The sequence below is a fragment of the Phycisphaeraceae bacterium genome (assembly GCA_019636655.1).
Lineage (GTDB): Bacteria > Planctomycetota > Phycisphaerae > Phycisphaerales > UBA1924 > JAHBXB01.
Genome location: JAHBXB010000006.1, coordinates 88,626 through 114,047 on the forward strand (window position 1 = coordinate 88,626; position 25,422 = coordinate 114,047).

Here is a 25,422-nt window from a genome sequence, read left to right on the forward strand (position 1 = left end):
CATTCTCCACAGGAGAGATTGCCATGCCGCCGAAGATCTACGACATCACTCCACCGGTCACGGAGCGGCTCGGCGTCTGGCCCGGCGACACGCCGATGTCGCGCGAGGTGCTGTGCGAGATCGAGAAGGGGGCGAGCATCACCCTCAGCACGATCCGCGCCACCGTCCACCTGGGGGCTCACGCCGATGGTCCCAACCACTACGGCGCCGGCGCCCCCGCGATCAGCGAGCGGTCCCTCGACTACTACCTCGGGTCGTGCGATGTGGTCGAGGCCGGTGTCGCGCGGGGCCTCCGCGTGGAACCGGACGACATCAGAACGCAGGCCGGCCGCGGCCTCGCGGCGATTCGCCACCCTCGCATACTCATCCGCACCGGTACCTACCCCGATGCCGAGGACTTCAGCAGAGACTTTGCCGGGCTCTCGGTTGAGCTGATCGACGCCCTTGCGGCCCGGGGCGTGGTGACAGTCGGCATCGACACTCCCAGCGTCGACCTCTTCGATTCCAAGAACCTCCCCGCGCACAAGGCGATCCTGGCTCATGACATGGCGATCCTCGAGGGGATCGACCTTCGCGGGGTTCCGCTCGGGTCCTATGAACTGATCGCCCTGCCGCTGAAACTCGTCGGGTTCGACGCCAGCCCGGTCCGGGCCGTGCTCCGCAGCCTGTAGGCCCGCCCCGCGCGCCGCCGTCACGGAACCGTTGCGACAATCTTCACTTCAAAGGCGATCGGCGCGTTGCCGCCCTGCGGGAGGGCCCCGATCTGAATCGTCGTGCGCGTCGGCTGGTTCGGGCCCGGCGGGAAGTACTCAGCCCACAAGCGGTTGTATACGGCGAAATCCCGCTTCATGTCCGTGAGGAACACGAGCACGTCGACGATCCGGTCCCACGACGACCCCGCCTCGGCGAGGATCTCCCTCACGTTGTCGAAGCACGAGCGGACCTGGGCCTCGATGTCGTAGGACGCAACCACGCCGGAAGCGTCGAGCGTGACGCCGGGGATGTCCTTGCTGCCGCGCCGACGCGGGCCGACGCCCGAGAGAAACAGCAGGTTCCCCACCCGCCGTGCGTGCGGATACGCCCCGACGGGTTCCGCCGCCTTCGCGCTGTTGGTGGCGTTGTTCGTCATGGTGCACTCCTCGCCGGGGTGGAGCCGTCAGCGGCCGCTACAGCCTCACGCACACGTTCTTGGCCTCGGTAAAGAACTTCACCGCATCCCACCCCCCCTCGCGGCCGACTCCGCTCTGCTTCATCCCCCCAAAGGGCGTCCGCAGATCGCGCACCATCCAGCAGTTGGCCCAGATGATCCCCGCGTCCAGGACGGAGGCGACGCGGTGCAGGCGCGATGCGTCGGAGGTGAACAGCGTCGCCGCGAGCCCGTACGGAGTTCCATTGGCGAGTGCGATCGCCTCATCCTCGTCGTCAAACGGCTGCAGCGTGACGACCGGGCCGAAGATCTCCTCCTGCTCTACGCGGCAGGAAGGATTGAGCCCGCTGATCACCGTCGGCAGGTAGAACGCCCCGGCACGGACCCGCGCCGGGAGCGACGCCGGATCGGGCCGGGCCCCGCCGCAGTGCACCGTCCCGTCCAGTTCGCGGGCCGCCTTCACGAGAGAGTCCACCTTCTCCAGGTGGGCCGCGCCGACCAGCGATCCGAGTTGTGTCCGCTCGTCGCGAGGGTCGCCCGGACGCATGGCCCGAGCCATCTCGGCCAGTTGCTCCAGCACACGGGGGAACACGCGCCGGTGCACCAGCAGCCTCGAGCCGCACAGGCAGATCTGGCCCTGGTTCGTGAACGCCGCGCGGCAGGCTGTCTCGATCGCGCCCGCCGGTCCGTCGAGCCGCGCATCGTCGAACACGATGAACGGGTTCTTGCCACCCAGTTCGAGAGACACCCGCTTGAGCATCGAGCCGCCGGTCTCGCCGATCCACCGCCCAACCGGTGTCGATCCGGTGAACGAGATCGTGGGAACCTCTGGGTGGCGGACGATCTCGCTGCCGCACCCCAGGCCCGTGCCGTGCACGATGTTCACCACGCCCGGCGGCAGCCCCGCTTCGCCGAACAACTCCGCCAGCAGGTGCGCCGTCATCGGCGTCACCTCGGAGGGTTTCGCAACGCAGGTGTTCCCCGTCGCGATCGCCGGCGCGATCTTCCACGTCAGCAGGTACAGCGGCAGGTTCCACGGCGAGATCAGCCCGGCGACGCCGCGCGGCCGGCGAAGCGTGTAGTTGATCGCCCTGCCCGACTGGCCGCTCGATGGCGACGGACCCGAGGAGGCGATGTCCGTTTCGTGGAACTCCGATGATGTGTGCAGGATCGCGGTCGCGAAGAACCGGAAGTTCGCCGCGGAACGGGGCACATCCACCGCGCGGGCGAGCGAGACCGGTTTGCCGGAGTCCGTCGACTCGGCCTCGGCGAGCCGATCGAGGTTGGCATCGATCAGGTCGGCGAGCCTGAGGAGGATGCGCGCACGCTCCCCCGCGGGCGTGGCCGACCACTCCGGGAACGCGCCCGCAGCGGCATCGACCGCGGCCTGCACATCGCGTCCGTCCGAATCGGGCACGACTCCATACGCCGCGCCCGTCGCAGGCTCGATGTTGTCCAGGTAGGCTCCGCCCGCGGGCGGCACGAACCGGCCGTCGATGAAGTTCGCGAGTTGCGCAGGAAGCGTCGGCATGGTGGCGTCCCCCGAGCGTGTGGGGGTGCCCCAGTCTATCGCGCCGCCATCGCCTACAGGCGCCCGGACGCCCTCGCCGCGCCCGCGGACAGCTCGGAGAGCGCCCCGGAGAATGCACCGAGCTGCCGACTGAGTTCGTGGCGCAGCGAGTCCACAATTCCGGCAATCGCCGGCGGCAGCGGCGGCGCCTCTGCGCCGTCGGAGCCCGGCTGCGGCTCCAGCAACACCCCCCGCCACGGCTCGAGCCGCTCGATCATCTCCGCGAGCCGCGTGATCAGCTCGCGGTGCGCGGCCACCGTCTCCGACACCGACTCAGAGGCCCCACGGAGTTCGCTTGTCCTTGCCTCCAGGATCGACTGCGCCGACCTGCACAGGTCCACCGCGTCGCGCAGCGATTCCTGGAGCGAATCGTGCTCGCGCCGGAACCGATCCGTCTCGTCTGAGGCGACCACCAGCGATTGCCCAAGCACCGTCCTCGCCGACTCGGTCTGCTGGCGGATCGAATCCAGCTGCGCCGCGGCCTGCGTCGATCGCGACAGCAGCGACTCGGCCCGTGCGATCACCGCCGGCAACGCCTCGGCCGATGGCGACACGAGCACATCGGCCCGGCTCACCAGGCCCCGCAGCGACTTGGTCTGCTCGTCCCCGACTCCCTCGATCGTCCGTGCAAAGTGGGCCGTGCGTTCCGCGATGATCTCGTCGGTGCGCTCCTGGAACTGCCGGACCGAAGAGGCCGAATCGGTCGCCCTTTCCAGCATCCTCTCGATCTGCTGCACCCGCGCATCCAGCGACGACAGCGTCGCCGCTGCCTGGTCCAGCCGGGCCTGCTGCACTTCGGCCGCGCTCCGGATCGCCTCCAGCGCCCGCTCGGCCCCGACCGTCGCGGCCCTGAGCGGCTCGATCTGTGCCGCCGCCCGCTCGATCAACGACTGCAGCGCCGCGGCGAACTCGCCGAGCGCGTTCTGGTCCACGACACGCGGCGACACAAACATCCCCGCCGGAACCTGACCGGGCAGGGGCTTCACCTCGACGGGCGCGGCGAGCGGGGCAACAGTCCGGGACGCTTGGGTCGAACGGGGCATGGTTCGGATCCGGGAGACCTCGGCGGGGTCCGCGAGGGACCACCGCGCACAGGCAGGTGGTTACGAAAACGCGGGCGCGAACAGCGATGCAAGGCGTGACCGCGGACGCGATGCTGCGGCGCGCGGGGGCTCATCGGGGACCTGGATCGGCGCGGCGGGCACACGGTCCTCGGCCGCGTCATCGACGGACTCCACAGGCGGGGTGATCTCGAAGTGCCCCGCGAGCACCGTCGAGCCCGGGTGGACGATCAGGGAGGACGCCCTGACGTTCCCGGAATGCACGGCCCCGGGCGCGAGGTAGAAGTGTCCCGGTGTCGCCGCCGACTCGGCCTGCAGCCGGCCGTGGACCTCGATGCCCCCGGATGCCTGAACAACCTTGGCGGTGACCCGTCCCCGCGCCGTGATGACCAGCCGCCCGCACGTCTGCAGCCGCGTCACCGACTGCGCCGCCTCGACGATCACGTCGGAGAGCCTCAGGTGCTGGTAGCACAGCGGGCACGTCAGCGTGATCGCCTGCGAACTCGCGGAGAACGAGCGCGAGCAGTTGTAGCAGAGGACCAGTCGTGGGGTGGGGTGGCGGGCCATCGACATGCGGGGTGCGAGGGACACGATCGGCCGCGAGCCTGGGCCCGGCGCCCTAGGCCTGCGGCGCCGCCGCCGGGCGGGGCTTTCCCATGCTGGCGAGCTTGGTCTCGAGGCCCGCAAGCGTGGCCTCCAGGTCCGCGGTGACAGTGGGGACCGGCGTCGCGCGGGCGCTGTTGTTCGTGCCCGGACGGGGCCGGGGCTGCGCGGGAGTCTCCGGGCGCGGGTTCGCCGGGGCGATCGACTCCGCCCCCGCGCCCACCCGGCAGTGGCCGATGAACGTCGCCCCCTGGACCACAACCAGCGTTCCGGCCGTGATGTTGCCGACAAGCCTCGCCTTGGCGCCCAGTTGCAGCGACTCGTGCGCCACGACATCGCCCTCGACCGAGCCGTCGATCTGGACCGTGTTGGCGGTCAGGTCGGCCTTGCACGAGCCGGTATCGCCGATGTGCAGGTCCGTCTTTGCTGAGATGGTGCCCTCGAACGTCCCCTGGATCCTCGCCGCGTTGTCAAAGGCCATGTCGCCCTTGATCACCGAGCCGGGTCCGATGACCGTCACGTTGTCCGCCATGATGCATCTCTCCAGGGGCGCGTGGGGCGCGAGGGGCTCGTGCGGTGGGGGCATGGGCGCACCCCGTGCTCAACTCATGGATCGGCCGCCACGGCGTCCCCCGGCCAGTTTTTGGGTCTTTGGCGGGGTTGCTCGCTCCACCGCCGTACGATTGCGACGATGCAGCGCACCCCCGCACCGACGACCGGCCCCGGCGAGCGACTCCAGCGGATCCTGGCGGATGCCGGCGTCGGTTCGCGCCGAGCCTGCGAGGAGATGATCGAGGCCGGACGCGTCGAGGTGAACGGTGAGATTGTCCGCACCCTGCCCGTCTTCGCCCACCCCGGCGTCGACCGCATCCACGTGGACGGGCGTCCGGTCAAGACCATCGCCCCGGGCGCCGGCCGGCTCGGCAGCGTTGGGCGAGGTGTGTACGTCATGCTCTACAAGCCCGCCCGCACGGTGTGCACGACCAGCGACGAGTACGGCCGCCGGACCGTGCTGGACCTCGTCGACCATCCGACCGGCGCCCGCCTGTTTCCGGTCGGAAGGCTCGACTACGAGGCCGCCGGCCTGCTCCTGCTCACCAACGATGGCGACATGGCCCACCGCCTGACCCACGCCCGGTACGGCATCGCGCGCCGCTATCTCGTCGAGGTCGGGGGAACCGTCGAAGCCGAGAAACTCCCAAAGATCGAGAAAGAGGCCACGCGGATCGGCCGCCTCGCGGCCAGGAGCGAGCGCAAGGCCGCCGGCCGCACCCCAGATGGCCCCGACCTGAAGAAGGGACGCGTCGGCATGCGGGTCGTCAAGGTCCCCGGCCAAGGTGAACGCAAGACCATCCTCGAGGTCACGCTGGCCGAGGGACGCAACAGGCAGGTCGGCGTTGTCCTGAAGCGGGCCGGGTACGGCGTCAAGAAGGTGCTCTGCGTGGGTCTCGGCCCCCTCTCCCTGAAAGGGCTGGCGGTCGGCCAATGGCGGGAACTGGACCGGACCGAGGTCCGCACCCTCAAGAAGGCCGTCGGGCTGGGCGACGACAGGAAGCCGGCCGCGGCGGGCAACCGGCACAAGTCGACCAAGCCCGCTCCAGCAAAGGTCCCCTCCAACGGGAGAAGCAGGTGATCGATCTCTCGGCGACAGGCCCGGCGCGCCGCACCCTGTCACGGGTGTGGACCGAGGCGAAGCGTTCCCGCATCGCCCAGCTCGCCGCCGCGCTCGCCTATCGCACCATCTTCGCCGTCGTCCCGATGCTGGTGGTCGCGCTGGTCGTGGTCCGGTCGTTCGTCTCCGATGTGCAACTCAAGAGCCTGCTCGCCTCGCTCCTGCAGTACATGGGCCTGACCGAAATCGTGCTCAACTCCGAGAAACTCGCCGGTCCGTCGGCGGACCACGGTATCACCGGTTCGCTCCAACTCGACGAATGGGTCGCCCAGGCCGTTGATCGCGCCCGCGACGTCCCGTTTACCGCCGTCGGCTTTGTCGCGGCGCTCACGCTGTTCTACGCCGCGATCTCCATGCTCTCGGAGGTCGAACGCACCTTCAACGAGGTCTACAAGGCGCCCGCCGCCCGCGGCTGGACCAAGCGGATCACCCTCTACTGGACCCTGCTCACGCTCGGCTCCATCGGCCTCTTCGCCAGTTTCTACATCGGCGAACAGTTCCAGCAATGGGCGCTGGACATTACAGCCCGCGGCTGGTCATGGATCGGCGTTGCGCCCCCGGTCAAGGCCCTCGGCTTCATCACCACCTCCGCCATCAGCATGCTCATGCTGCTTTTGGCGTACACAGCCGTCCCCACCGCCCGCGTCGCGTTCTGGCCCGCAGTCGGCGGCGCGATCATCGGGGCCATCCTCTGGGAAGCCACCAAGTGGGGCTTCACCCGCTACCTGGAATACTCCACGACCTACGCCCGCCTCTACGGCGCCCTCGCGCTCGTCCCTCTCTTTCTGTTGTGGGTTTATCTCACGTGGGCCGTCGTCCTCGTCGGGCTGCAGGTGAGCTACGTCATGCAGTACGGCCTCGCGCGCGATGAGCCCACCGAGACCGCCCGCGTGGTCGACCCCTCCGTCGGTGTCGCGATCATGGCCGGGGTCTCGCGGGCCTTCGCCGAGGGCAAGCCCGTGGCCGCCCCCCAGCTGGCGCAGTGGGCTGGTGTCAGCCTCGAGGTCAGCGAGGCGATCGTCGAGAGCCTCCGCACCCGCGGATTGGTCCACTTCGTGCGGCGGGAGGAGGGCGGTCCCGAGGTCGTCACCCCCGCTCGCCCCGCAGAGGGGATCACCGTCCGAGAAGTCCTCGAAGCCTCCTTCGACGCCGTCGATCACCCGACCGCGGCCAAGCCCGTCGAGGAGGCCTCCCGGATCGCCGGGCGCTTGCGGGACGCCCAGTTCGCCGCCGCCGGTCCGACCACCCTGGCGGAACTCATCGGGATTCCGGCCGGATCGAAGAAGTCTGGAGCCCGGGGGCCGCACGCCGGTTGGTCGCCCGACCAGCCCGGGGCTAGGCTAGATGATTCCGAACAAGGAGCGGGCAATGGGTCGGCATTGGGTGATTCAGACGAGGCGGACGGCGATGATGCTGCTCGCCATCCCGGCGGCAGGCCTGCTGATGGGGGGGTGCTACGAGCGGGTCGTCGGGGCGAAGGGCCCGGGGTCTGATCAGTACTCCGTCGAGCAGAAGTACCAGTCCAACTCGGCGGTCGACGACTGGATCTTCGGCCCCCAGAAGCAGCCCAAGAGCACGCTGCTGGACCGCAAGTCGAACTGAAGCCTGAGGCCCGCCTGAACGGCGTCACGGACGGCAGGAGCGTGCGATGGGGATCGAAGCGGCACTCACAGCGGACGGATTTGTCACCACCCAGCTGCAGCGAGTGATTAACTGGGCGCGCCGGAGTTCCCTCTGGCCGATGCCCTTCGCCACCGCCTGCTGCGGGATCGAGCTGATGGCCACCGCGGCAAGCCGCTACGACCTCGCGCGGTTCGGCATGGAGCGGATGAGCTTCTCGCCGCGACAGGCCGACCTGCTGATCGTCGCCGGGCGTGTGTCCATCAAGGCGATGCCCGTCCTGCAGCGCATCTACCTCCAGATGCCCGAGCCCAAGTGGGTTCTCTCCATGGGCGCCTGCGCCAGCACCGGCGGGGTGTTCGACACCTACGCCGTCGTCCAGGGCGTCGACCAGTACATCCCGGTTGACGTCTACGTCCCCGGCTGCCCGCCCCGTCCCGAGCAGTTGCTCGAGGGGATCATGGCCATCCAGCGCCACATCGACCGCGAAGGAATGCCGCCACCCGGCGGCAAGCGTGCCCCCCTTGGTCTCGTGATCGAGCCGACCCACACCGTCCGTCCGCAGCCCGTCGGGCTCACGGTCGGGGGCGCGTAGCCCGGGCCTCCGCGGCCGCTGGCGGCGCGCGCCGAGCAACCACGAGCAGACCGATCGTGACGATCGTCACCCCGCCCGCATTGGCGAGCCAGTCGTCGAGTGCACACTGCCGGTGCACGAACGGAATCGCCTGCAAACCCTCATCGATAGCCGCGTAGGCGAGCGAGATCGGGAACGCGATCATCGCCGTCCGCCGCGACAGAAACGGCCCGACCAGCCCCGAGAAGTTGAGCAGCAACGCCCACAGCCCGAACGCGCCGAAGTGAACGATCAGGTCCGGTCGCTGCACCACCGGGGGCAGTTCCAGCCGTGGCCAGTGCGTCATCGTGAACAGCAGCACTGCGTACGCGGCGAACACCGTCACGCGCAGCCTCGGAAGTATCCCCCCGCGCTCCTCAGCCTGGCTCATGCGCTCCGCTCGCCCGCGACCGCCGGCGGTCGCGGCGGGACCGTCGTCACCGTCGGCTTGGCCTCGGTCACCGCCGGCGCCGCAGCCGCGGCGCCCTGACCCGGTGCGATCCGCGCAGTGATGCGCTCCCACTCCGAGACGATGGCGTGCCCCAACTGCCGGTAGTCGTTCGCGCCGGGGCACCACGCTGAGTAGTCGAAGATCGTCTGCCCGAACGACGGACACTCCGCAAGCTTGATGTTCCTACGAACAGGTGGTCGGTACACACGGGCCGCTCGCCACGCCACAGGTTGACCCCGCGCAGCCTCGAAGAACCCCTCGAGGTCCGCGACGACCTCCCTGGAGTGCGTCGACTGCGGATCGTGCATGCACAGGATGACGCCCGTCACCACCAGTCTGGGGTTGACCGACTGGGACACCCGCGCCACGGTCTCGAGCAGTTTTCCCACACCCTGCAGCGCCAGGAAGTGCGCCTGCATGGGGATGAAGACCTCGCGCGCCGCCGCGAGCGCGTTGAGCGTCAGCAGGCCGAGCGCCGGCGGACAATCAATCAGGATGAAGTCGAACGGGCGCGGGCCCGCCTGGATCTTGTCGATCGCCTGGCGAAGCCGCTGCAGCCGGTCCGGCTTCGCGGCCAGCTCGGACTCCGCCGCGGCCAAGTCCGTCTCCGCCGGCAGCACAAACAGGTTCGGCCTCGCCTCGTGCAGCGCGTCAGCCGGGTCAATCGTCGAGTCGGACAGCAGGTCGTAGACGCTCGCCTTCCCGTTCCCCGGCTCCACCCCCAGGTGCAGCGAGGCGTGCGACTGCGGGTCCATGTCGATGATCAGCACGCGGCGCGGACCCGTTTCGGAGGGCTCCTCCGCGATCGCCGCGCCGAGGTTGACCGTCGTGGTGGTCTTCCCGACGCCGCCCTTCTGATTGATCAGCGCGATGACCCGCGCGGGGTGAGGAGGCATGGCCGCAGTATAAGGAGACGCCGGGCCCGAAACAGGGGGCGTTGGCGGCGACGTGCGCATTCGTCGGTCAGCCGGCGTCGGTGCCCGTTCTCGCCACCCGGACGTGCCCGCCTTCATCATTTTGCACAAGGCCCAGGGCCCGCAGCGCCGCGAGCGCCGCCAGCTGCTCCGCCTGCTTCTTGCTCTGCCCCCACGCCGAGTCGAACCGCCTGGTCCCGATCTCGACGCACACCTCGAAGCACTTGGCGTGGTCCGGCCCTTTCTCGTCGAGCACCAGGTAGATCGGAGTCTCCTGCAGCGACTGCTGCGCATGCTGCTGCAGCACGCTCTTGAAGTTCTCCTGGTGCCCCGAGGCAAACGCCCGGCGGATCAGCGGGCCCAGGATCGGCCGCAGGAACTTCCTCGCCGCCTCCAGCCCCGCGTCCAGGTACACCGCCGCGACGATCGCCTCCAGAGCCGCCGCCGCGAGGCTCTGAGGCAGCACCGTGTGCCACTGCATTCCTCGCCCGAGCACCAGCAACTGGTCCAGCCCCAGGTCGCGTGAGACCGCGGCGCACGTCTGCCGCGAGACCACCGTCGACTTGATCTTGGTCATCTCCCCCTCCAGCAGGTCCGGGTACTCAGCGAAGATCAGTTCGCAGGTCACCAGCCCGAGCACCGCGTCGCCAAGGAACTCGAGCCGCTCATTCGAGTCCGTCCGCCGCTCGGTCACCGAGGCGTGAGTGAGCGACTGCTCAAGGATCGCGCCATCGGTAAACACATGCCCGATGCTCGTCTCAATCTGTTGGCGTACCTGGGGGTCCATGCGCGGGGATTGGGGAGACCACCGACAACACCCGCCGGTCGTTCCGGTCGGGTCGGGCGCGGCACGGAATCGGCCGCGGACCGTCGGACGCGCATGCTCGCAGGCCGATCCCCTCGGGCGCCAAGCCCGAAAGACCGCGGCCGGCGAGCAGACGCGCCCCCACCCACCCCGGTATCTATCGGCACGACACGAGCGTGTCCGCCGCACTCAACTATATCTGATTCGTGCCCATCCACCACCCCGACCCATCGGCCTACTATCCCCGCCCCAAAGGCCGCCCGGCGGCCGCTGGGACCTGCCTCCCCCCGTCAGCGAGATCCATCCATGCACTATCCGCACCGTATCAGCAAGCTCAAGCGCAAGAGGGCCATCGGCTTCCGTGCCCGCATGAAGACCAAGAGTGGCCGCAAGCTCATCAACCGTCAGCGCCGGGTGGGCCGCTCGCTCAACACCGCCGATCGGTAGACTAGGGTAATTACTAGGCGAGCCGTGTCTTTGCGGCTTCGATGAGGCGGTTCATGCTGCGGGCGGTTTCCCCCGGGGCGCCCGCCAGTTGCTCGGCCTGCTCGTCCGCGTGGTAACTGCTGCGGACCAGCGCCCCGCTCTCGACCACCTTGAACCCGCGAGCCAGACCCTCCTGCCTGTACCAGGCAAAGGTCTCCGGCGTGACCCACCGCTCAATCGGCAGGTGGTTCCGCGTCGGCTGCAGGTACTGGCCGATCGTGAGGATCTCGACCCCGGCGCCATTCCCGACCGACGTTGCCTGGCGGACATCATCCATCAACGCCAGGACCTCATCGTCGTTCTCTCCGATCCCGACCATGATCCCCGTCTTCGCGACGGTCCCCTGGTCCCGCACCCGCCGCAGCAACTCCAGGGATCGATCAAACTTCGCACTGGGGCGGACCGCCGGGTACATGCGGCGAACGGTCTCCAGGTTGTGATTGATGATGTGCGGCCGGGCATCGATCACCGCCTGCAGGGCCTCCCAGTTCCCCTCGAAGTCCGGGATCAGCACCTCGACCGACATGGACGGGCACGCCTCCCGTGTTCGCCGGATGGTCTCCGCCCAGATCCCAGCCCCACCGTCGGAGAGTTCGTCCCGATTGACCGACGTGATGACAACATGCCGCAGGCCCATCAGGGCCAGAGATTCCGCCACCCGCCGCGGCTCATCAGTATCCAGCGTCCCCGGGCGCCCGGTCTTCACGTTGCAGAAGCCGCAGGCGCGCGTGCACGTGTCGCCGAGGATCATGATCGTGGCGACGCCACGGGCCCAGCACTCCCCCATGTTCGGACAACCCGCCTCCTGACACACGGTGTGGAGGCGGTGCTCATCAATGATCCCCTTCAGGCGGGTGTACCCCGGGCCGCCGGGCACTCGGGCCCGCAGCCACGCCGGCTTCCGCTTGACCGTCATGTGGTCAACCGCTCCCGAAGCGTTGTTCAGGACCATCGACGACAGGCTCACCAGCGGCCGATCCACCCGTCTCAGGGGGTCACCGCCCGGCGGTCTCGGGTGTCGCAGAGCAGCCGCTGCCGACACCGCCTGTGGGGCCGGTGGGCTGGTGTGAGAGCAGTTGGGGCCCGCGTCCTGAGTCATGGCAGGCCAAGTGTAGCCGCGCGGCTTCTGCGCTCCGTGAATCCAAGAACCTTGGTCGAGTCACCGGACTTGCCCAGTTTGCCCGATATTCTTGTCGATTCAACCGTCCCCTCCGCGGGTCCGACTAACCCCGGGGTGGCGGACTGTCGATCCAAGCGATTACCGTGGTTGTCCCAAGGTGGGGTCAGGGCGTTCGAAATCGGGGGTGCGGGCGTCGGTCGGCGAGGTGTTGCCCGGCTGGCGGCGGGTAGTTCCAGATCCAGAGACGAAGGAGCGGGCTGTGACCCAAGTCTTGCAGAGTCGAGCACACACGGCGGGTACCAGCGGGCGGTGGCGCCGGGTTCTTTCGATTGTGCTGGCCGTCGCCAGCCTCCCGGCGCTCGCCGGGTGCGATGTCGATTCATGGATGGACCCCAGCGTCCTTGGCCGCTGGGAGGTCACCCCGACGACCGTCCCCGTCCTCGACCGGATCGCCGCGGTCGAGCCGAGCGACACCGGATACGCCGAGACCTCCGATGTGACGGTCGATGACCTTGTCCCGGTCGCGGCTGAGTACCGCATCACGACCGGTGACGCCCTGACGGTCAAGATCCGCGATTTCCTCCGTCTCGGCGAAGAGGCCGAGTTCGACCGCGTGGTAGACAAGCGCGGCAACATCGACCTGCCCAGGCTGGCGCCGGTGCGCGTCGCCGGGCTGACGCCGGTGCAGGCGCGGGACGCCATCTCCCTGGCCATCAAGAATGCCGGCCTTTTGCAGGATCCGACGGTCTCCGTCGTCCCGCAGGCCCAGCGCCAGCAGACCTTCAGCGCCTTCGGCTCGGTTCTCAACCCCGGCACGTACTTCATCCCGACCCCCGACTACCGCCTGCTGCAGGCCCTGACCGCCGCCGGCGGGTTCCAGGAGGTGGCGCCGTATGTCTACGTGATCCGGCAGGTGCCGCTTGAGTTTGGGCTCGATGGAAACGCCGAGGTGCCATTGGCTCCCGGCCAGACCCCGACGCCCCCGCCGCCGGAGAAACTGATCGACCTGATCGACGAACTCTCGAAGCCCCAGGGCGGCGACAAGCCGTCACCCGCCGTCTACGCGGGTGACCGCCCCGCCTTCGTATCGGCCCGCGTGAACCAGCAGCCGCCCAACGGCGCCGCCGGCCGCGAGCCGCCCCCGATTGACCTGCCCGATTCTCCCGCGCCTCGCCCCGGCGCGGCGCCCTCGGTGCCGCCGACCGGCTCGGGCTACCAGTGGCAGTTCCTGAACGGGCAGTGGGTCAAAGTCGCCCCGCAGACTCCGACAGCCCCGGCCGGGTCCGACGGCAGCGCCGGCGTACTGCCGCCGCTGGTCACCCAGCGCGTCATCAAGATCCCCATGGGTCCGATGATCTCCGGCGTGTCGAAGTACAACATCGTGATCCGCCCCGGCGACATCATCCACGTGCCGCTCAACTCCGACCTGCTGTTCTACATCGGCGGCCAGATCTCCCGGCCGGGCGTGTACAACATCCCGCGCAACGGCCGCATCACCATCACCAACGCCGTGGTCGCCGCCGGCGGCCTCGGCTCGCTCGCAATCCCGGAGCGAGTCGACCTGATCCGCATGATCGGCCCGGACCGGCAGGCGACCATCCGCCTCAACCTGCGGGCCATCCAGGAAGGCACCCAGCCGAACATTTTCTTGAAGAACGACGATTCGATCAATATCGGAACGAACTTCTTCGCCTACCCGCTGGCGGTGATCCGCAACGGATTCCGGATGACGTACGGGTTCGGGTTCCTGCTCGATCGCAACTTCGGCAACGACGTCTTCGGGCCGCCGCCCGAGAGCTTCCGGTTCTAGCCGCGATGGCGCGTGGTGTCCGATCGTCCCGGGGCTGGGGGCGAACCCCCGATTCCCGTGGTCGTACTACGTCTGCATCCCGCCGGTACCAGCAGCGACTCTGAGGAGAGCGTCAGGCGTGTCACAAGTCCTCGCCATGCCCACCAGCCAGGGAGTCGGACAAGCCCCTGACATGGGACGCGCCGGCGGTGTGACCCTCCTGCGTTCGCGGTTCACGCCCTCCGTCATCGTGGCTACGGCCCTCGTCGCCCTCGCGTTCGTCGCGCTGTTCAACTCCTGGCTCACGACGCAGATCCGCATCTCCCTCGCCTACCCCTCCGACTGGGGCCACGCGCTGCTGGTTCCGGTCATCAGCGGCTACATCATCTACCAGCGCCGCGCCGAACTGGCCCGCACACCCGCCTGCGTGTTCTGGCCCGGTCTCCCGGTGATGCTGCTGGGCATCGCAACCTACCTCTTCTCCCTCGTCGGCGTCCGCAACGACATGATCGCCGGCTGGGCCGTGATCCTCTCTCTCTTCGGGCTCGTGCTGCTCCTGCTGGGGCCCGCGATGATGCGGCTGCTCATCCTCCCGATTGCCTACCTCGTCTTCGCGGTGTCGATCTCCGGCAAGATCATGACCCGCATCACCACCGACCTCCAGTTCGTCGCCTCCGAAGGCGCGTACGCGATGCTCCGCGTCCTCGGGCTCACCGTCGACATTAAGGGCACGGTGCTGACGATCTACTCCTCCGCCGGCGCCGCGATCCCCCTGAACATCGCCGAGCAGTGCTCGGGCCTGCGCATGCTGGTCGCGTTCGTCGCGCTGGGAGCGGCCGTGGCGCTGGTCGCCTGCCGCGAGTGGTGGCAACGGGTCGTCATGGTCATCATGGCCGTCCCCGTCGCGCTGTTCATGAACATGATGAGGGTCGTCGTCCTCGCCGTCGCTTCGCTGTGGAACCCGCAGTTGGCCGAGGGCGAGGCCCACATGTTCATCGGCACCCTCCTGCTCATCCCCGGGTTCTTCCTCTACATGCTGATCCTCTGGATCCTGCAGCGATCCGTCACACCGGCGCCGCCATCGCCCGTCCCCGTCGCCAGGTCCGCCCCCAACACCCCGCCCACGTGGCGGCTCCTCGCATCGCCGGCGCTGCTGACCGCCGTCATCCTCATGGGCGGCTCCGCGCTCGGGTTCAACACGGCAATGGCCTCGCTGAAGATCTACCTCAAGAAGCAGCCGATCTACGCCCCCGGCGATCGCCAGGTCCGCGCCGTGCCCGCCGAGACCGCCTCCTGGAAGCGCATCGGCTCCGACGGCATCGAGAAGGAAGCCGTCATCGAGACGCTCGGCACCCAGAACTACCTCAACCGCCAGTACATGCCCAAGCCCGGCACCGCGGCCGAGGGCATGCCGATCCTCGATGTGCACCTCGCCTACTACACCGGCACCGTCGACACCGTTCCCCACGTCCCGGAGCGGTGCCTGGTCGGCGGCGGCATGACGATGGACGGCCAGTCCCGCACGCTGCCCCTCCCGCTCGATTCGTCGCGCTGGATCCTCAACCGCGACGTTCCCGATGCCCTCAACGGACGGGTTTACCAGGCCCGCACCGCGGACGATCCCGCCCTCACCGACCTTCCCAGCCAGCGGATCAACCTCCCCTTCGACGCCAAGGACATCCGCTTCCGCATCACCCCGTTCATGGACCCCGAGTCAGGCCGGAAGCTGTACGCCGGGTACTTCTTCATCGCCAACGGCGGCACCGTCTCCTCCGCCGAGGGCGTCCGCGAACTGGCGTTTAACCTCACCGATGACTACGCCTATTACTTGAAGGTGCAGATCAGCAGTTCCGGCGTCGCCTCCGAAGAGGAACTCGCCGCGGCCGCCGGGAGCCTGCTCTCCGAACTCCTGCCCGAGATCATGCGGTGTACGCCCGATTGGGTCAGCGTGACCTCCGGGACCTACCCCGACGACAACCCGCGCCGGGCCCTCTCTCCCCCGGACCGCTAGCCTTCGCCCCCATTCTCCGGCTCCGTCGCCGTCCCGCAAGAGGAACACCCGATTATGGCTTCACGCGTCAACAAGAGCTTCGTCATCATCGTCTCGAGCGTGGTCGTCGTGCTGCTGATCGGCGTGGCCGCCATCGGCGTCCTGTCGCTGAGGAAGAGCAGCGCCCAACTCGCCGCCATCGCCGCGCAGCATGTCGCCGGCGGAAACTACGAACTCGCCTGCGAGACCTACGCCCGCGCGGTCAACAAAGATCAGTCCAACCCCGAACTGCTTGAAAAGTGGATCGACTGCCTCGAGCACTTCACCCCCACATCACAGCAGACCATCCGCGACAAGTACTACGCCGAGTACGTGCCCGCCCTGCAGACGCTCGCCGAGGTCCAGCGCACGAACGTCGCTGCGCACCGGCGGTTCCTTGACGAGGCCTTCTCCCCGGCGACCAAGTTCGGCGGCGACCTGGCCGCCTGGGAGGCGCTCCTACGCAAGTCCGAGGACGCCCTCCGCTTCTTTGCCGATAAGCCCGAGGATGGCGCTGTGCTCCGTCGTTACGCGGGCATGGCGAGGCTGAACGTCATCCGTGCCTCCAAGAGCCCCGACCGAGTCAAACTCGAACGCGCCCGCGAAGACCTCACCGCCGCGATCGCCGCTGATCCCGCCGATGCCGACGCCACCATCGCCCTGGCCGATCTCGACATGGTCCGCTACGAGAACGCCAGGCTTGGCGGCGACGAGGCCGCCGCGGCCGCCGCGCTCGCCGATGCCACCGGCACGCTCGAGACCTTTACGTCCGCACACCCCGACTCGACCAAGGCCCTGGTCGCGTTGCTCCGGCTCCGCGTCAACTCCAGCGTGCGTGCCCTCCAGCGGGAGGGCAAGTCGACCCGGGACGTGATCTCGCTCCACCGCGACACCATCGACCGCGTCATCACATCGATCCGTGAGGCCCCCCCTGCCTCGCTCGACCCCGCCGTCGTCGGCATCGCCGCGCAGTACATCCAGGCCGTGCCCGAACTCGGTCGCGATGCGGCTGTCGAGGTTCTCACGCAGGCCCTCAAGGGCCACCCCAACGACCCGATCCTGCTCAAGCAGCTCGCCGAGACCGAGGCCCGAGCCGACCGCCCCGAGGAGGCGATCGCTGCGTTCCAGAAAGTCGTCGACCTGCCGAACAGACCGGTTGGCCTCATGGCCGTCGTTCTCCAATCGATGCGGTCCTCCGCCGCGGCGAGGCAGATCGAGACGGTGATGCTGCAGATCAAAGGCAATACGCCCCCCGAGGAACGCGAGCAACTGATCGCCCGGGCCAAGAAGTTCCGCGACGACCTGGCGGCGAAGGCCGGCGAGTCGAGCAAGGAAGTCCGCCTGGCCGACGTGAAACTCAAGTACCTCGCCAACGAACTCGGCGCGGCGCGAGTCGCCGTGACCGCCTACCTCGATCGCGACGACCCCAACGACGTCCAGGCCCTCGGTCTGCTCGGCGACATCCTTCAGAAGATGAACGTCGGCGGCGAGGCCCGGAGGGTCTACGAGCGGGTCGTCGAACTCCAGCCCGCGAACGTGCAGGCGCGGCTCTACGTCGCCAACATGGCGGCCCAGGCGGGCGAGTACCCCGTCGCGATCATGCACCTCCAACAGGTCATGCTGGTCGATCCCTCCAACAAGGAGATCGAGAGACAACTCGCGGTCATCAAGGAAATGCAGCGATACAACCGCGGTCAGGGCACCACCACGGACAAGGTGCTCATCGTGCTCGACCAAGCCGAGAAAGCCTCGACCGCCGATTCCGATCCCCAGCGAGCCATCGCGATCATCCGCAAAGGAATCGTTGATCTCGGGCGCGACGACCGCCTGGTCAGCGTGCTGATCCAGTTGCTCGCGATGTCCGGCGATCGCGCCGCCGCCCTCGAGGAGGCCAAGCTGGCGGTGCAGGCCTCGCCCGACAACCGCGTTTTCAAGTCGATGGAACAGCAACTGAGTTTCACCGACCCGCTCGAGGCGGCGAAGGCGTCCGTGCTCGCGAGCGACGTCAGCGAGGTGCAGAAGCAGCTCTATCTGGCGTCGATCTACCAGCGGTTCGGAAAGAAGAGCGAGGCCGCCGCCGCACTCGCAGAGGCCAGGCGGATCGACCCCGAGAACCCCGGCGTGATCGAGCAGTCGTTCAGCGAAGCCCTCGTCGCCGGCGACCTGGACAAGGCCGCGGCGCTCGGCGCCAAGGGCACTGCCAAGAACATCGACAACGTCGACGGTCTGTCCTACAAGGGCCGTCTCGCGTGGGCCCGCGGCGAGTACCAGGAGGGCGCCGCCGCGTTCCAGCGGGCCGCCGAAATCGACCGTTTCAACCCGATCGTGTGGCGATTCCTCGGTGACTGCCGCTTCAAGCTCAAGCAGTACGAACAGGCCGCCCAGGCCTACACCCAGGCGGTGGAGATCCAGCCCAACGAGATGGCGTCCTTCAAGGGCCTCATCATGTCGCGGGTCCTCGCCAATCGGCTTGACGACGCCCTCATGATCGCCCGCCGTGCTCCCCGTGGGGCCGCGTCTGATGAGGACTTCGCGATGCTCCTGATCGGTCTGGAGACCGAGGCGCCCTCCGGCGACCGCAAGATCGCTATCGAGAAACGCCGTGAATGGGCCAAGAACCGCCCCGCCGACCGCGAGAACCGGGTGCAGCTCGCCGGTCTGCTGATCGGCCAGAAGGCACTCGACGAGGCCCGCGCCCAGATCGACCTGCTGAGCAAGGACGGGGCCGGAGTCGACGTCGCCACCCTCGACGCGGCCTGGCAGGCCGCCAAGGGGAACGTCCTGCAGGCCCGCAAGGTGCTCGAGGACTTCATCGCGACCCAGCCCGCGGGGTCGCTCACCGATGTCCCGTACGTCCGCCTCGCCGCGCTGCTGGCGCAGAACAACCTCGTCGAGGAGGCCCTCTCCGTCCTCCAGGAGGGAGCCAAGTACCAGGACCCGGTCACGATGAACTGCGACCGCCAGCGCGCCCGCCTGATGATGCTCTCCAACCGCTGCGACGACGCCGTGGTCGTGCTCAAGAGCATCCGCGATCGCGCGAAGTCCGATCCCAATGATGAACTGACGCGGGCAATCATCGAATGCCTGCTCAAGACCGAGAAGTACGCCGAGGCTGAGTCGGCGATCAACAGCATCGAGTCCGCATCGAAGGACCCCGCGCTGCTGCTGGCCCAGGCCCGGGCCGCCGCCGGCCGCAACGACATGGCCCGCGCCCGCACGCTGCTCGACCGCGCCGTCGCAGCGGACCCGACGTCACCGGTTCCTTACATCACCCGCGCCGACTTCCTGTCCATGGACGCCGAGCGCGCCCAGGACGTCGAGCAGGACCTGCAGGCCGCCATCCGTGTCGACCCCAAGGGCGTCGCCGCGAGAGTCCGGCTCGCACGCTTCTACGCCTACCGCGGCCAGTGGGACCAGGCGCTCGACCAGTGGCAGCAGGCTGTTGCCGCCGAACCGGACAACGACGGCGTGCGGCTCGATCTGCTCAACACCCTGATGGGCCGCGGCAACTTCAAACAGGCCGCCGACCTCGTCTCGCAGGCGATCGCCCGCAAACCCGATTCAGTCCAGTGGCTCGTCTTCTCTTCCGATGTGTTTATCAAGGCCGGCACGCCCGACCCCGCGATCAAGCACTTGGAGCACGCCTGGGATCTTAACAAGTCGGCCCCGGTCGCCCTCGCGTACGTCGAGGTCCTCCTCAAGTCCAGCCGCCCCAACCTCCAAAAGGCCCGCGACGTCCTCGCCGCGCCGGAACTGGAGATCGACAAGAGCTTCCCGCTGCTCATGACGCGGGCGAGGGTCTTCAAGGAGGCGGGCCAGATGCCCCGCGCCGAGGCCGACGCCATGGCCGCCTTCGCGCTCGTGGACCAGTCGGATGCCAACGCCTGCGCCAACTTCGTCGTCGCGATGCAGGCGCTCCTCCCTACCCCGACGGATCAGGCCCGGATGCTCGCCGCGCTCAAGACCAAGTACACATTCAAGGACTGGTTCGAGTTCCAGGACTTGAAGCTGCGGGCGGCCTTGCCCGGCGGCCCGACCCCCGAGATCGTCGCGGGATTCGAGCGACTGGCCGAACGCAAGGACCGATTGGACCTCGCGCTGACCGCCCGGTCGTCGCTGGCCCGCCTGGCCATCACCGCGACGCCGCCCCGCCCCGAGGAGGCCGCGGCCCAGTTCCGCAAGGTTCTCGAGTTGGCGCCGGACGACCCGGAGACGAACAACAACCTCGCTTACATCCTCTGCGAGGATCTCGGTCGGCCCGAGGAGGCCCTGCCCTACGCCCAGCGAGGCTCCAAGGCCCGGGTCAACAGCATGAGTTACCTGGATACCCTTGGAACGATCTATCTTCGACTCGGCCGTCTTGCCGAGGCCGAAGAGACATTGCAGCGGGCTTTGGCAGCCAGCCCGAACATGGTGGAGAAGACGCCCGTATTCCTCCATCTCGGGGAGGTGCAGTTGGCCCAGGGCAATCGCACCGAGGCCAGCAAGTCCGTGCGCCGACTCGAAGAACTCCTCGCCGGAAACCCGGGTCTTCAGGCCGAATACGGGTCCAAGGTGGACCAACTCAGGCAGAAACTCTCGACGCCCTGACGGCGTACGTGGGCTTCAGTCGTATCGGATCCCCGCGGGCAGCCAAAGCCGCCGGGTTTATGGGCCGAAACAGACTATGAGGGGCACAGGGCGATTGTTTGCATCATGATAGGGAAGTGACTCAATGACTACAGCCACACCACCCAGACCTTCGGTCGCCTCCCCATCGCGCCCCGTACCCGCAGGCCCCGGAGGTTCCCCAGGGGTCGCCTCGGTCGACCCCATCAAGCTGCTCAAGCAGCACGCGACGTTGCTGACGGTCTGTGTGATCGTCGGTGGGATGATCGGGCTTGCCTTTCACTTCACCATGATGGCGACCTGGCCCGTCTACCAGTCCCAGGTGATCTACGAGTGTGCGCTGCCGATCCAGGACATGTCCAAGGTGGATGCGGCCGTCGTGTACAGCCAGGATGAGATCGATCGCTTCATGGGCACGCAGGCGGCGCTGATGACCTCCGAACTGGTCCTTCAGGCCGCGGCCAAGGACCCTGAGGTCATGGACACCAAGTGGGCCAAGGGGTTCGTGAACAGCCAGGGCGCCTACCAGTGGAGGGACGCCGCGATCCAGTTGGAAAACCGCCTCTCCGCCCGCGTGAGGCCGATGACCATGCTCGTGCAGCTCACCTGCACGTGGAAGAACGCGGCCGAGACCGCGACCCTCGTCAACGCCGTCAACCGCGCGTACCTCGAGGATTTCCAGCGGAGCACGAGGTCGCAGACCAGCGACCGGCGCGATGCGCTCGGCCGGCGCCTCCAGGATCTCCGTGAAACGATCCAGTCGCTCGCCTCGCAGCGAGAACGGATCATCACCGAAACCGGGCTCGATGCAGACGGCCAGCAGATCGGCGGGCAGCACATCGAGCTGCAGCAACTTTCCAGCAAGCGCACCGAGGACGCCGCCAAGGCCGCGACCCTGCTCTCGCTCCTCGAGGAGTACCGGCAGCGGGTCGGCAATATGGGCGAGGTCCAGTTTCCCGACCGCGTCCGTGACGAGGCGATGAACGATGCGCTCGTCAAGAACATGGACAGCGAACTCGCCGATCTCCGCTCCCGCGAGCAGTCCTTTCAGAAGCAGGGGCTCGGCGACAACCACCCGGACGTCAAGGCGATCCGGACGCTGATCGCGAGCAAGGCCAACCAGCGCGACCGCGCCTTCGAGGACACCCTGCTCCGTCTCTTCAATGGCCTGATGGACTCCACCCGCTCGAGTTACGAGGCCACGATCAGTTCCGTCAGGGATCTCGATCAGAAGATTGCCGAGTCCAACAAGAAGCGAGAGCAACTCCTTCAGGCCAAGCTCCGTCTTGAGGTCATCAAGGACCAGATCGAGCGGTACACCGCCAACGTCAACGACGCCGAGAACGCCATCAAGCAGCTCGACGTTATCGGCAACCTCAAGGAGGGCAACCGCGTCCGCGTCATCCGCAGCGGCCAGACGCCGACAAAGGTCACCTTCCCCAAGCTCTATATCAGCGTCCCCGGCGGGGCCATCCTGCTCCCGCTGCTCGTCGGCGGCGCCCTGTTCCTCCGCGAGGTCTTCGACCAGCGCGTCCGCGGCCCCGCCGATCTCTCGCTCATCCCTCGCCTCAAGCTGCTCGGCATGATCCCCGACGCGGCGGAGGACCCGGCTCGCCCGGCCAACGTCGCCCTCGCCTTCCGCGACTCCCCGCAGAGCGTGGTTACCGAGAGCATCCGCCAGCTCCGCGCCCCGCTCTCCAAGAAGCTCGAGCAGGCAGGTCACAAGTCCATGCTGGTGATGGCTGGCATGCCCGGTTCCGGTGCCACCACCACCGCGTGCAACCTGGCTATCGCCAACGCGGCGACCGATATCCGCGTCCTGGTCATCGACGCCAACTTCCGCCGCCCGGGCGTCCACAAGGTCTTCGGACTCCCCGAAGGCCCGGGGCTCGGCGATGTCCTTGCCAACCAGGCCCAGCTTGCCACCGCCACCCAGTCCACAAACGTTCCGAATCTCTCCGTCCTTGCCGCCGGCACCAGCGCCAACCGGGCTCTCCCCGAGCGGCTGGCCACCGACACGATGACCCGCCTGCTCCGCGAGGCGGCCGACTCATACGACCTCGTGCTGGTCGATGCGCCTCCGGCGATCGTCTCCGGCGACGGTCTGGTGCTCGCCAACCGCTGCGACGCCGTGTGTCTCGTCGTCCGCGCCCTCGCCGAGAAGCGTGGCCTGGTCGCCCGGCTCCAGGCCCAGCTCCTGGACTGCCGTGGCGAGTTCCTGGGTGTCATCGTCAACGCCGTCCGCTCCTCAGCCGGCGGCTATTTCAAGAGGAACATCAAGGCCACGCACGAGTACCAGAACGCCAAGGCTTGATCGGTCCCGGCGCCCGGAGGTGCCGGACCGCACCGCGACGTGAGTACCCCCGCGCCCACACCAACGCCACGCCGCACCCTCGTCACCGGGGGTGCGGGTTTCATTGGCTCCCACCTGACCGAGGCCCTGCTCGCACGGGGCGACCACGTCACAGTGATCGACGACCTCTCAACGGGTCGCCGCGAGAACCTGCCACGGTCCCTGCCGGCCGGCCTCCGATTCATCGAGGCCGATCTCGCGGCGGCGCTCCAGGGATTCAGCAACGGCGAAACGTTCGACGAGATCTACCACCTCGCCGCCGCCGTCGGCGTCCGGCTCATCGTGGATGAGCCCATCAAATCGATCGAGACCAATGTCTTCCAGACCTCGGCGCTGCTCCAGTTCGCGCTGTCGCACGGCCCGGCTGGTGCCCCGGCCCCGACGCTCATCGCCTCCTCTTCGGAGGTCTACGGCAAGTCCGAGCGGTCCCCGTTCCACGAGGACGACGACGTCGTCTACGGCGCGACCACCAAGACACGCTGGTCCTACGCCTGCTCCAAGGCCATCGACGAGTACCTCGCCCTGGCCCACCATGCCCGGCACGGACTCGGCGCGGTCGTCGTTCGCTTTTTCAATACCGTCGGGCCCAGACAGGTCGGGTCGTACGGCATGGTGCTGCCGAACTTCGTGGCCAGCGCCATCCGCGGCGAGCCGCTGACGATTCATGGCGACGGGCACCAGACGCGGTGCTTCTGCGACGTGCGCGATGTCGCCGGCGCGCTGCCGCGGCTGGTCGGCAACCGCGGCTGTCACGGTCGGGTGCTCAATCTTGGATCCGATGCGCCGATCTCGATGAACCGCTTGGCCGACTTGGTCATCCACACGCTCGGTTCCTCGTCTCATACCGTTCACGTTCCGTACGAGATCGCCTACTCGCCGGGCTTTGAGGACCTCCGCCAGCGGCGGCCCGACCTCACCCGGCTGCGCGAGGCGATCGGCTTTGCTCCGACTCGAACGCTGGAGCAGACAATTGTCGATATCGCACACACCCTCGGGTGGTTGCCCGCGGGCGGTGCGTCCGTGACTACGGTCACGGGAACAAGAGCTCGTGGGCCAATGCCGTGATGACCTGGATGACCACCTTGGCGCAGGACTCGCTCGCGACCCGGCGGGCCGTGGAGATGCTGCGCTCGATCCAGGAGGAAAGCACCAAAAGCACCGATCAGATCGACGAGGTCATCCGGGTGCTGGAACCGTCGGTCGTCCCGGGCGCCACGCGCCTTGAGATCTTCCACGGCTACGTGGGGGTGTTTATTGTTGCATTCCTGGTGACCCTGCTCGTGACGCCCCTGATGCGCCGCCTCGCGATCGCCAACGGCGTGATCGACCGTCCGGGCGAGGCGCGGAAGGTGCACCGGATCCCGATCGCCTACATGGGCGGTGTCGCGGTCTACCTCGGCCTGCTCGGTGCGATCCTCTTCTCGTACACCGCCAAGTGGCACGGGCTGATCGCGCCGCACCCGACCAAGGGAATCGCCTCCGAGGGGCTGATCCCCGGCGGCGTGCCGGTCAGCATCCTGCTGGGCATGACGGTCATCATGATCGTCGGCCTGCTCGACGACGTGCTGAAGATCTCGCCGCGGATCAAGATCGCGGGCCAGCTTGTCGCCGCGGCGGCGCTCGCGGTCGAGAACGTCGGCGTGAAGCTGGCGTCGCAGGTAGTCGTCCCGGTTGCGAACGCGTTCGGCATCCCGACTCAGTCTGTGGGTGATGGGATCCCCAGCGTGGTGTTCTCGATCCCGATGCCGGTGCCGGTGCTGGGGATCGACCACATCCCCATCGACGTGGTGTACTGGGTCGGCACGGCGATCATTGCGCTGGCCGTGCTGGGCGCGTGCAACGCGTCGAACCTTATCGACGGGCTGGACGGGCTGCTGACCGGTACTACCGCGATATCGGCCGTTGGCCTGCTCGTCATCGCGCTCTCGCTGGCCCTGGCGGACGACGGCGCCCGCCAGGTCAACGGCGGACTCGACGGCCCGCGGATCGTTCTTTGTCTGGCGCTGCTCGGAGCGTGTCTTGGCTTCCTGCCGCACAACTTTAACCCGGCGACGATCTTCCTGGGCGATGCTGGGTCGCTGCTGCTTGGCTATTGCACGATTGTCATCATCCTGACGCTGGGCGACACGGGTCGGACGAACCTTGTGCTCGCCGGCCTTGTGGTGTACGCCCTCCCGATCATCGATACCACGCTGGCGATCGTCCGGCGGAAGGTCTCCGGGAAGGCCATCTCCGCGGCGGACGACCAGCACCTGCACCACATGCTCAAGCGGGCCCTTGGGGTCAAGAGTGCGGTGTTCGTGCTGTACCTGATCGCCGCGTCCTTCGCGGTACTCGGTGTGTCGCTCGCCCTGTTCCGGTCGCGCCTGACGTACGCGGTGGTGCTCGTGTTTGCCGCGTACATCGGGGTGACGGCGTTCAAGATCGCTCGCCGGAAGCACATCGAGGAGCACGCGGAGCGGCGGGCGAAGCGGACCGGTCAGGGTCCCGCGGTCGTGAAGCAGGACGAGGCCGGGGCGCCGGCGCTCCGCGGCGTCGCGGAGTCGCAGCCGGTCGGCGCGGCGGAGTCTCGCTGAGCGCA

At 68.0% G+C, this 25,422-nt stretch carries 21 protein-coding genes; 12 read left to right on the forward strand and 9 right to left on the reverse strand.

The window, feature by feature from the left end; translation table 11 throughout:
• Positions 1-23: 23 nt before the first annotated feature.
• Positions 24-671: a cyclase family protein gene (locus KF745_14405; protein MBX3359607.1), complete on the forward strand. Its 648-nt coding sequence runs from the start codon at positions 24-26 to the stop codon at positions 669-671.
• A gap of 20 nt (positions 672-691) precedes the next feature.
• Here KF745_14405 and KF745_14410 read toward each other — a convergent pair whose 3' ends face one another.
• Genes KF745_14410 through KF745_14430 form a run of 5 tightly spaced genes read right to left on the reverse strand, consistent with a single transcriptional unit; the run spans position 692 to position 4,913 of the window.
• Entirely contained in the window at positions 692-1,129 is a 438-nt protein-coding gene (locus KF745_14410; GenBank protein MBX3359608.1) for a RidA family protein, read from the reverse strand.
• 37 nt (positions 1,130-1,166) lie between these two features.
• Positions 1,167-2,678, reverse strand: coding sequence for an aldehyde dehydrogenase (locus tag KF745_14415; GenBank protein MBX3359609.1), 1,512 nt, complete (start codon positions 2,676-2,678; stop codon positions 1,167-1,169).
• Between the two features lie 53 nt (positions 2,679-2,731).
• Entirely contained in the window at positions 2,732-3,760 is a 1,029-nt protein-coding gene (locus KF745_14420; GenBank protein MBX3359610.1) for a hypothetical protein, read from the reverse strand.
• A gap of 60 nt (positions 3,761-3,820) precedes the next feature.
• Positions 3,821-4,369 (reverse strand): polymer-forming cytoskeletal protein, encoded by a 549-nt coding sequence (locus KF745_14425; GenBank protein MBX3359611.1) that lies wholly within the window; start codon positions 4,367-4,369, stop codon positions 3,821-3,823.
• Positions 4,370-4,397: 28 nt separating this feature from the next.
• The gene (locus KF745_14430; GenBank protein ID MBX3359612.1) at positions 4,398-4,913 is read right to left on the reverse strand and encodes a polymer-forming cytoskeletal protein; all 516 of its coding nucleotides are present in this window, start codon (positions 4,911-4,913) and stop codon (positions 4,398-4,400) included.
• 159 nt (positions 4,914-5,072) lie between these two features.
• On the opposite strand from KF745_14430, the gene KF745_14435 reads away from it, so the two are divergent.
• From KF745_14435 to KF745_14450, 4 genes are read left to right on the forward strand one after another with little or no spacing between them, the layout of a single operon-like run.
• The gene (locus tag KF745_14435) at positions 5,073-6,014 is read left to right on the forward strand and encodes an rRNA pseudouridine synthase (GenBank protein MBX3359613.1); all 942 of its coding nucleotides are present in this window, start codon (positions 5,073-5,075) and stop codon (positions 6,012-6,014) included.
• Positions 6,011-7,546 carry a YihY family inner membrane protein gene (locus KF745_14440; protein ID MBX3359614.1) on the forward strand — a complete coding sequence of 512 codons (1,536 nt, stop codon included), beginning with the start codon at positions 6,011-6,013 and terminating at the stop codon, positions 7,544-7,546. Before KF745_14435 ends, KF745_14440 begins: the two co-directional genes overlap by 4 nt.
• Positions 7,461-7,655, forward strand: coding sequence for a hypothetical protein (locus KF745_14445; GenBank protein ID MBX3359615.1), 195 nt, complete (start codon positions 7,461-7,463; stop codon positions 7,653-7,655). Before KF745_14440 ends, KF745_14445 begins: the two co-directional genes overlap by 86 nt.
• A 46-nt stretch (positions 7,656-7,701) precedes the next feature.
• Positions 7,702-8,268: an NADH-quinone oxidoreductase subunit B gene (locus KF745_14450; protein MBX3359616.1), complete on the forward strand. Its 567-nt coding sequence runs from the start codon at positions 7,702-7,704 to the stop codon at positions 8,266-8,268.
• On the opposite strand, the gene KF745_14455 is transcribed toward KF745_14450, so the two are convergent.
• The 3 genes from KF745_14455 to rnc form a co-directional block, all read right to left on the reverse strand.
• A complete protein-coding gene (locus tag KF745_14455; GenBank protein MBX3359617.1) occupies positions 8,249-8,677 on the reverse strand; it encodes a VanZ family protein in 429 nt (142 codons plus the stop codon). The two genes, KF745_14450 and KF745_14455, sit on opposite strands and share 20 nt — an antisense overlap.
• Positions 8,674-9,633 (reverse strand): ParA family protein, encoded by a 960-nt coding sequence (locus KF745_14460; protein MBX3359618.1) that lies wholly within the window; start codon positions 9,631-9,633, stop codon positions 8,674-8,676. Before KF745_14460 ends, KF745_14455 begins: the two co-directional genes overlap by 4 nt.
• A 67-nt stretch (positions 9,634-9,700) precedes the next feature.
• A complete protein-coding gene (gene rnc / locus KF745_14465; GenBank protein MBX3359619.1) occupies positions 9,701-10,438 on the reverse strand; it encodes a ribonuclease III in 738 nt (245 codons plus the stop codon).
• Positions 10,439-10,762: 324 nt separating this feature from the next.
• Here rnc and rpmH point away from each other — a divergent pair, with 324 nt between their 5' ends.
• Positions 10,763-10,903, forward strand: coding sequence for a 50S ribosomal protein L34 (gene rpmH, locus KF745_14470; protein ID MBX3359620.1), 141 nt, complete (start codon positions 10,763-10,765; stop codon positions 10,901-10,903).
• Between the two features lie 13 nt (positions 10,904-10,916).
• On the opposite strand, the gene lipA is transcribed toward rpmH, so the two are convergent.
• Entirely contained in the window at positions 10,917-12,041 is a 1,125-nt protein-coding gene (gene lipA, locus KF745_14475; protein MBX3359621.1) for a lipoyl synthase, read from the reverse strand.
• A 280-nt stretch (positions 12,042-12,321) separates the two neighbouring features.
• Here lipA and KF745_14480 point away from each other — a divergent pair, with 280 nt between their 5' ends.
• The 6 genes from KF745_14480 to KF745_14505 all read left to right on the forward strand — a co-directional run bounded on the left by KF745_14480 (position 12,322) and on the right by KF745_14505 (position 25,417).
• On the forward strand, positions 12,322-13,872 hold the full coding sequence (locus KF745_14480) for a polysaccharide biosynthesis/export family protein (protein MBX3359622.1): 1,551 nt from the start codon (positions 12,322-12,324) through the stop codon (positions 13,870-13,872).
• 118 nt (positions 13,873-13,990) lie between these two features.
• Complete coding sequence (xrt, locus tag KF745_14485) at positions 13,991-15,862, forward strand: exosortase (GenBank protein MBX3359623.1); 1,872 nt, start codon at positions 13,991-13,993, stop codon at positions 15,860-15,862.
• Positions 15,863-15,916: 54 nt separating this feature from the next.
• Positions 15,917-20,470 (forward strand): tetratricopeptide repeat protein, encoded by a 4,554-nt coding sequence (locus KF745_14490; GenBank protein ID MBX3359624.1) that lies wholly within the window; start codon positions 15,917-15,919, stop codon positions 20,468-20,470.
• A gap of 124 nt (positions 20,471-20,594) precedes the next feature.
• Positions 20,595-22,802, forward strand: a complete 2,208-nt coding sequence (locus KF745_14495) for a polysaccharide biosynthesis tyrosine autokinase (GenBank protein MBX3359625.1) — start codon at positions 20,595-20,597, stop codon at positions 22,800-22,802.
• A 39-nt stretch (positions 22,803-22,841) separates the two neighbouring features.
• The gene (locus KF745_14500; GenBank protein ID MBX3359626.1) at positions 22,842-23,906 is read left to right on the forward strand and encodes a GDP-mannose 4,6-dehydratase; all 1,065 of its coding nucleotides are present in this window, start codon (positions 22,842-22,844) and stop codon (positions 23,904-23,906) included.
• A complete protein-coding gene (locus KF745_14505) occupies positions 23,906-25,417 on the forward strand; it encodes an undecaprenyl/decaprenyl-phosphate alpha-N-acetylglucosaminyl 1-phosphate transferase (protein ID MBX3359627.1) in 1,512 nt (503 codons plus the stop codon). Before KF745_14500 ends, KF745_14505 begins: the two co-directional genes overlap by 1 nt.
• The last annotated feature ends 5 nt before the right edge of the window (positions 25,418-25,422 follow it).

Bases quoted from the DNA above. Each gene is read 5' to 3' on its own strand.
- rnc (MBX3359619.1), bottom strand. From the start codon at position 10,438: ATGGACCCCCAGGTACGCCAACAGATTGAGACGAGCATCGGGCATGTG.
- lipA (MBX3359621.1), bottom strand. From the start codon at position 12,041: ATGACTCAGGACGCGGGCCCCAACTGCTCTCACACCAGCCCACCGGCC.
- KF745_14405 (MBX3359607.1), top strand. From the start codon at position 24: ATGCCGCCGAAGATCTACGACATCACTCCACCGGTCACGGAGCGGCTC.
- rpmH (MBX3359620.1), top strand. From the start codon at position 10,763: ATGCACTATCCGCACCGTATCAGCAAGCTCAAGCGCAAGAGGGCCATC.
- KF745_14505 (MBX3359627.1), top strand. From the start codon at position 23,906: ATGACCTGGATGACCACCTTGGCGCAGGACTCGCTCGCGACCCGGCGG.
- KF745_14490 (MBX3359624.1), top strand. From the start codon at position 15,917: ATGGCTTCACGCGTCAACAAGAGCTTCGTCATCATCGTCTCGAGCGTG.
- KF745_14430 (MBX3359612.1), bottom strand. From the start codon at position 4,913: ATGGCGGACAACGTGACGGTCATCGGACCCGGCTCGGTGATCAAGGGC.
- KF745_14450 (MBX3359616.1), top strand. From the start codon at position 7,702: ATGGGGATCGAAGCGGCACTCACAGCGGACGGATTTGTCACCACCCAG.
- KF745_14455 (MBX3359617.1), bottom strand. From the start codon at position 8,677: ATGAGCCAGGCTGAGGAGCGCGGGGGGATACTTCCGAGGCTGCGCGTG.
- KF745_14445 (MBX3359615.1), top strand. From the start codon at position 7,461: ATGATGCTGCTCGCCATCCCGGCGGCAGGCCTGCTGATGGGGGGGTGC.
- KF745_14460 (MBX3359618.1), bottom strand. From the start codon at position 9,633: ATGCCTCCTCACCCCGCGCGGGTCATCGCGCTGATCAATCAGAAGGGC.
- KF745_14420 (MBX3359610.1), bottom strand. From the start codon at position 3,760: ATGCCCCGTTCGACCCAAGCGTCCCGGACTGTTGCCCCGCTCGCCGCG.
- KF745_14415 (MBX3359609.1), bottom strand. From the start codon at position 2,678: ATGCCGACGCTTCCTGCGCAACTCGCGAACTTCATCGACGGCCGGTTC.
- KF745_14495 (MBX3359625.1), top strand. From the start codon at position 20,595: ATGACTACAGCCACACCACCCAGACCTTCGGTCGCCTCCCCATCGCGC.
- KF745_14410 (MBX3359608.1), bottom strand. From the start codon at position 1,129: ATGACGAACAACGCCACCAACAGCGCGAAGGCGGCGGAACCCGTCGGG.
- KF745_14435 (MBX3359613.1), top strand. From the start codon at position 5,073: ATGCAGCGCACCCCCGCACCGACGACCGGCCCCGGCGAGCGACTCCAG.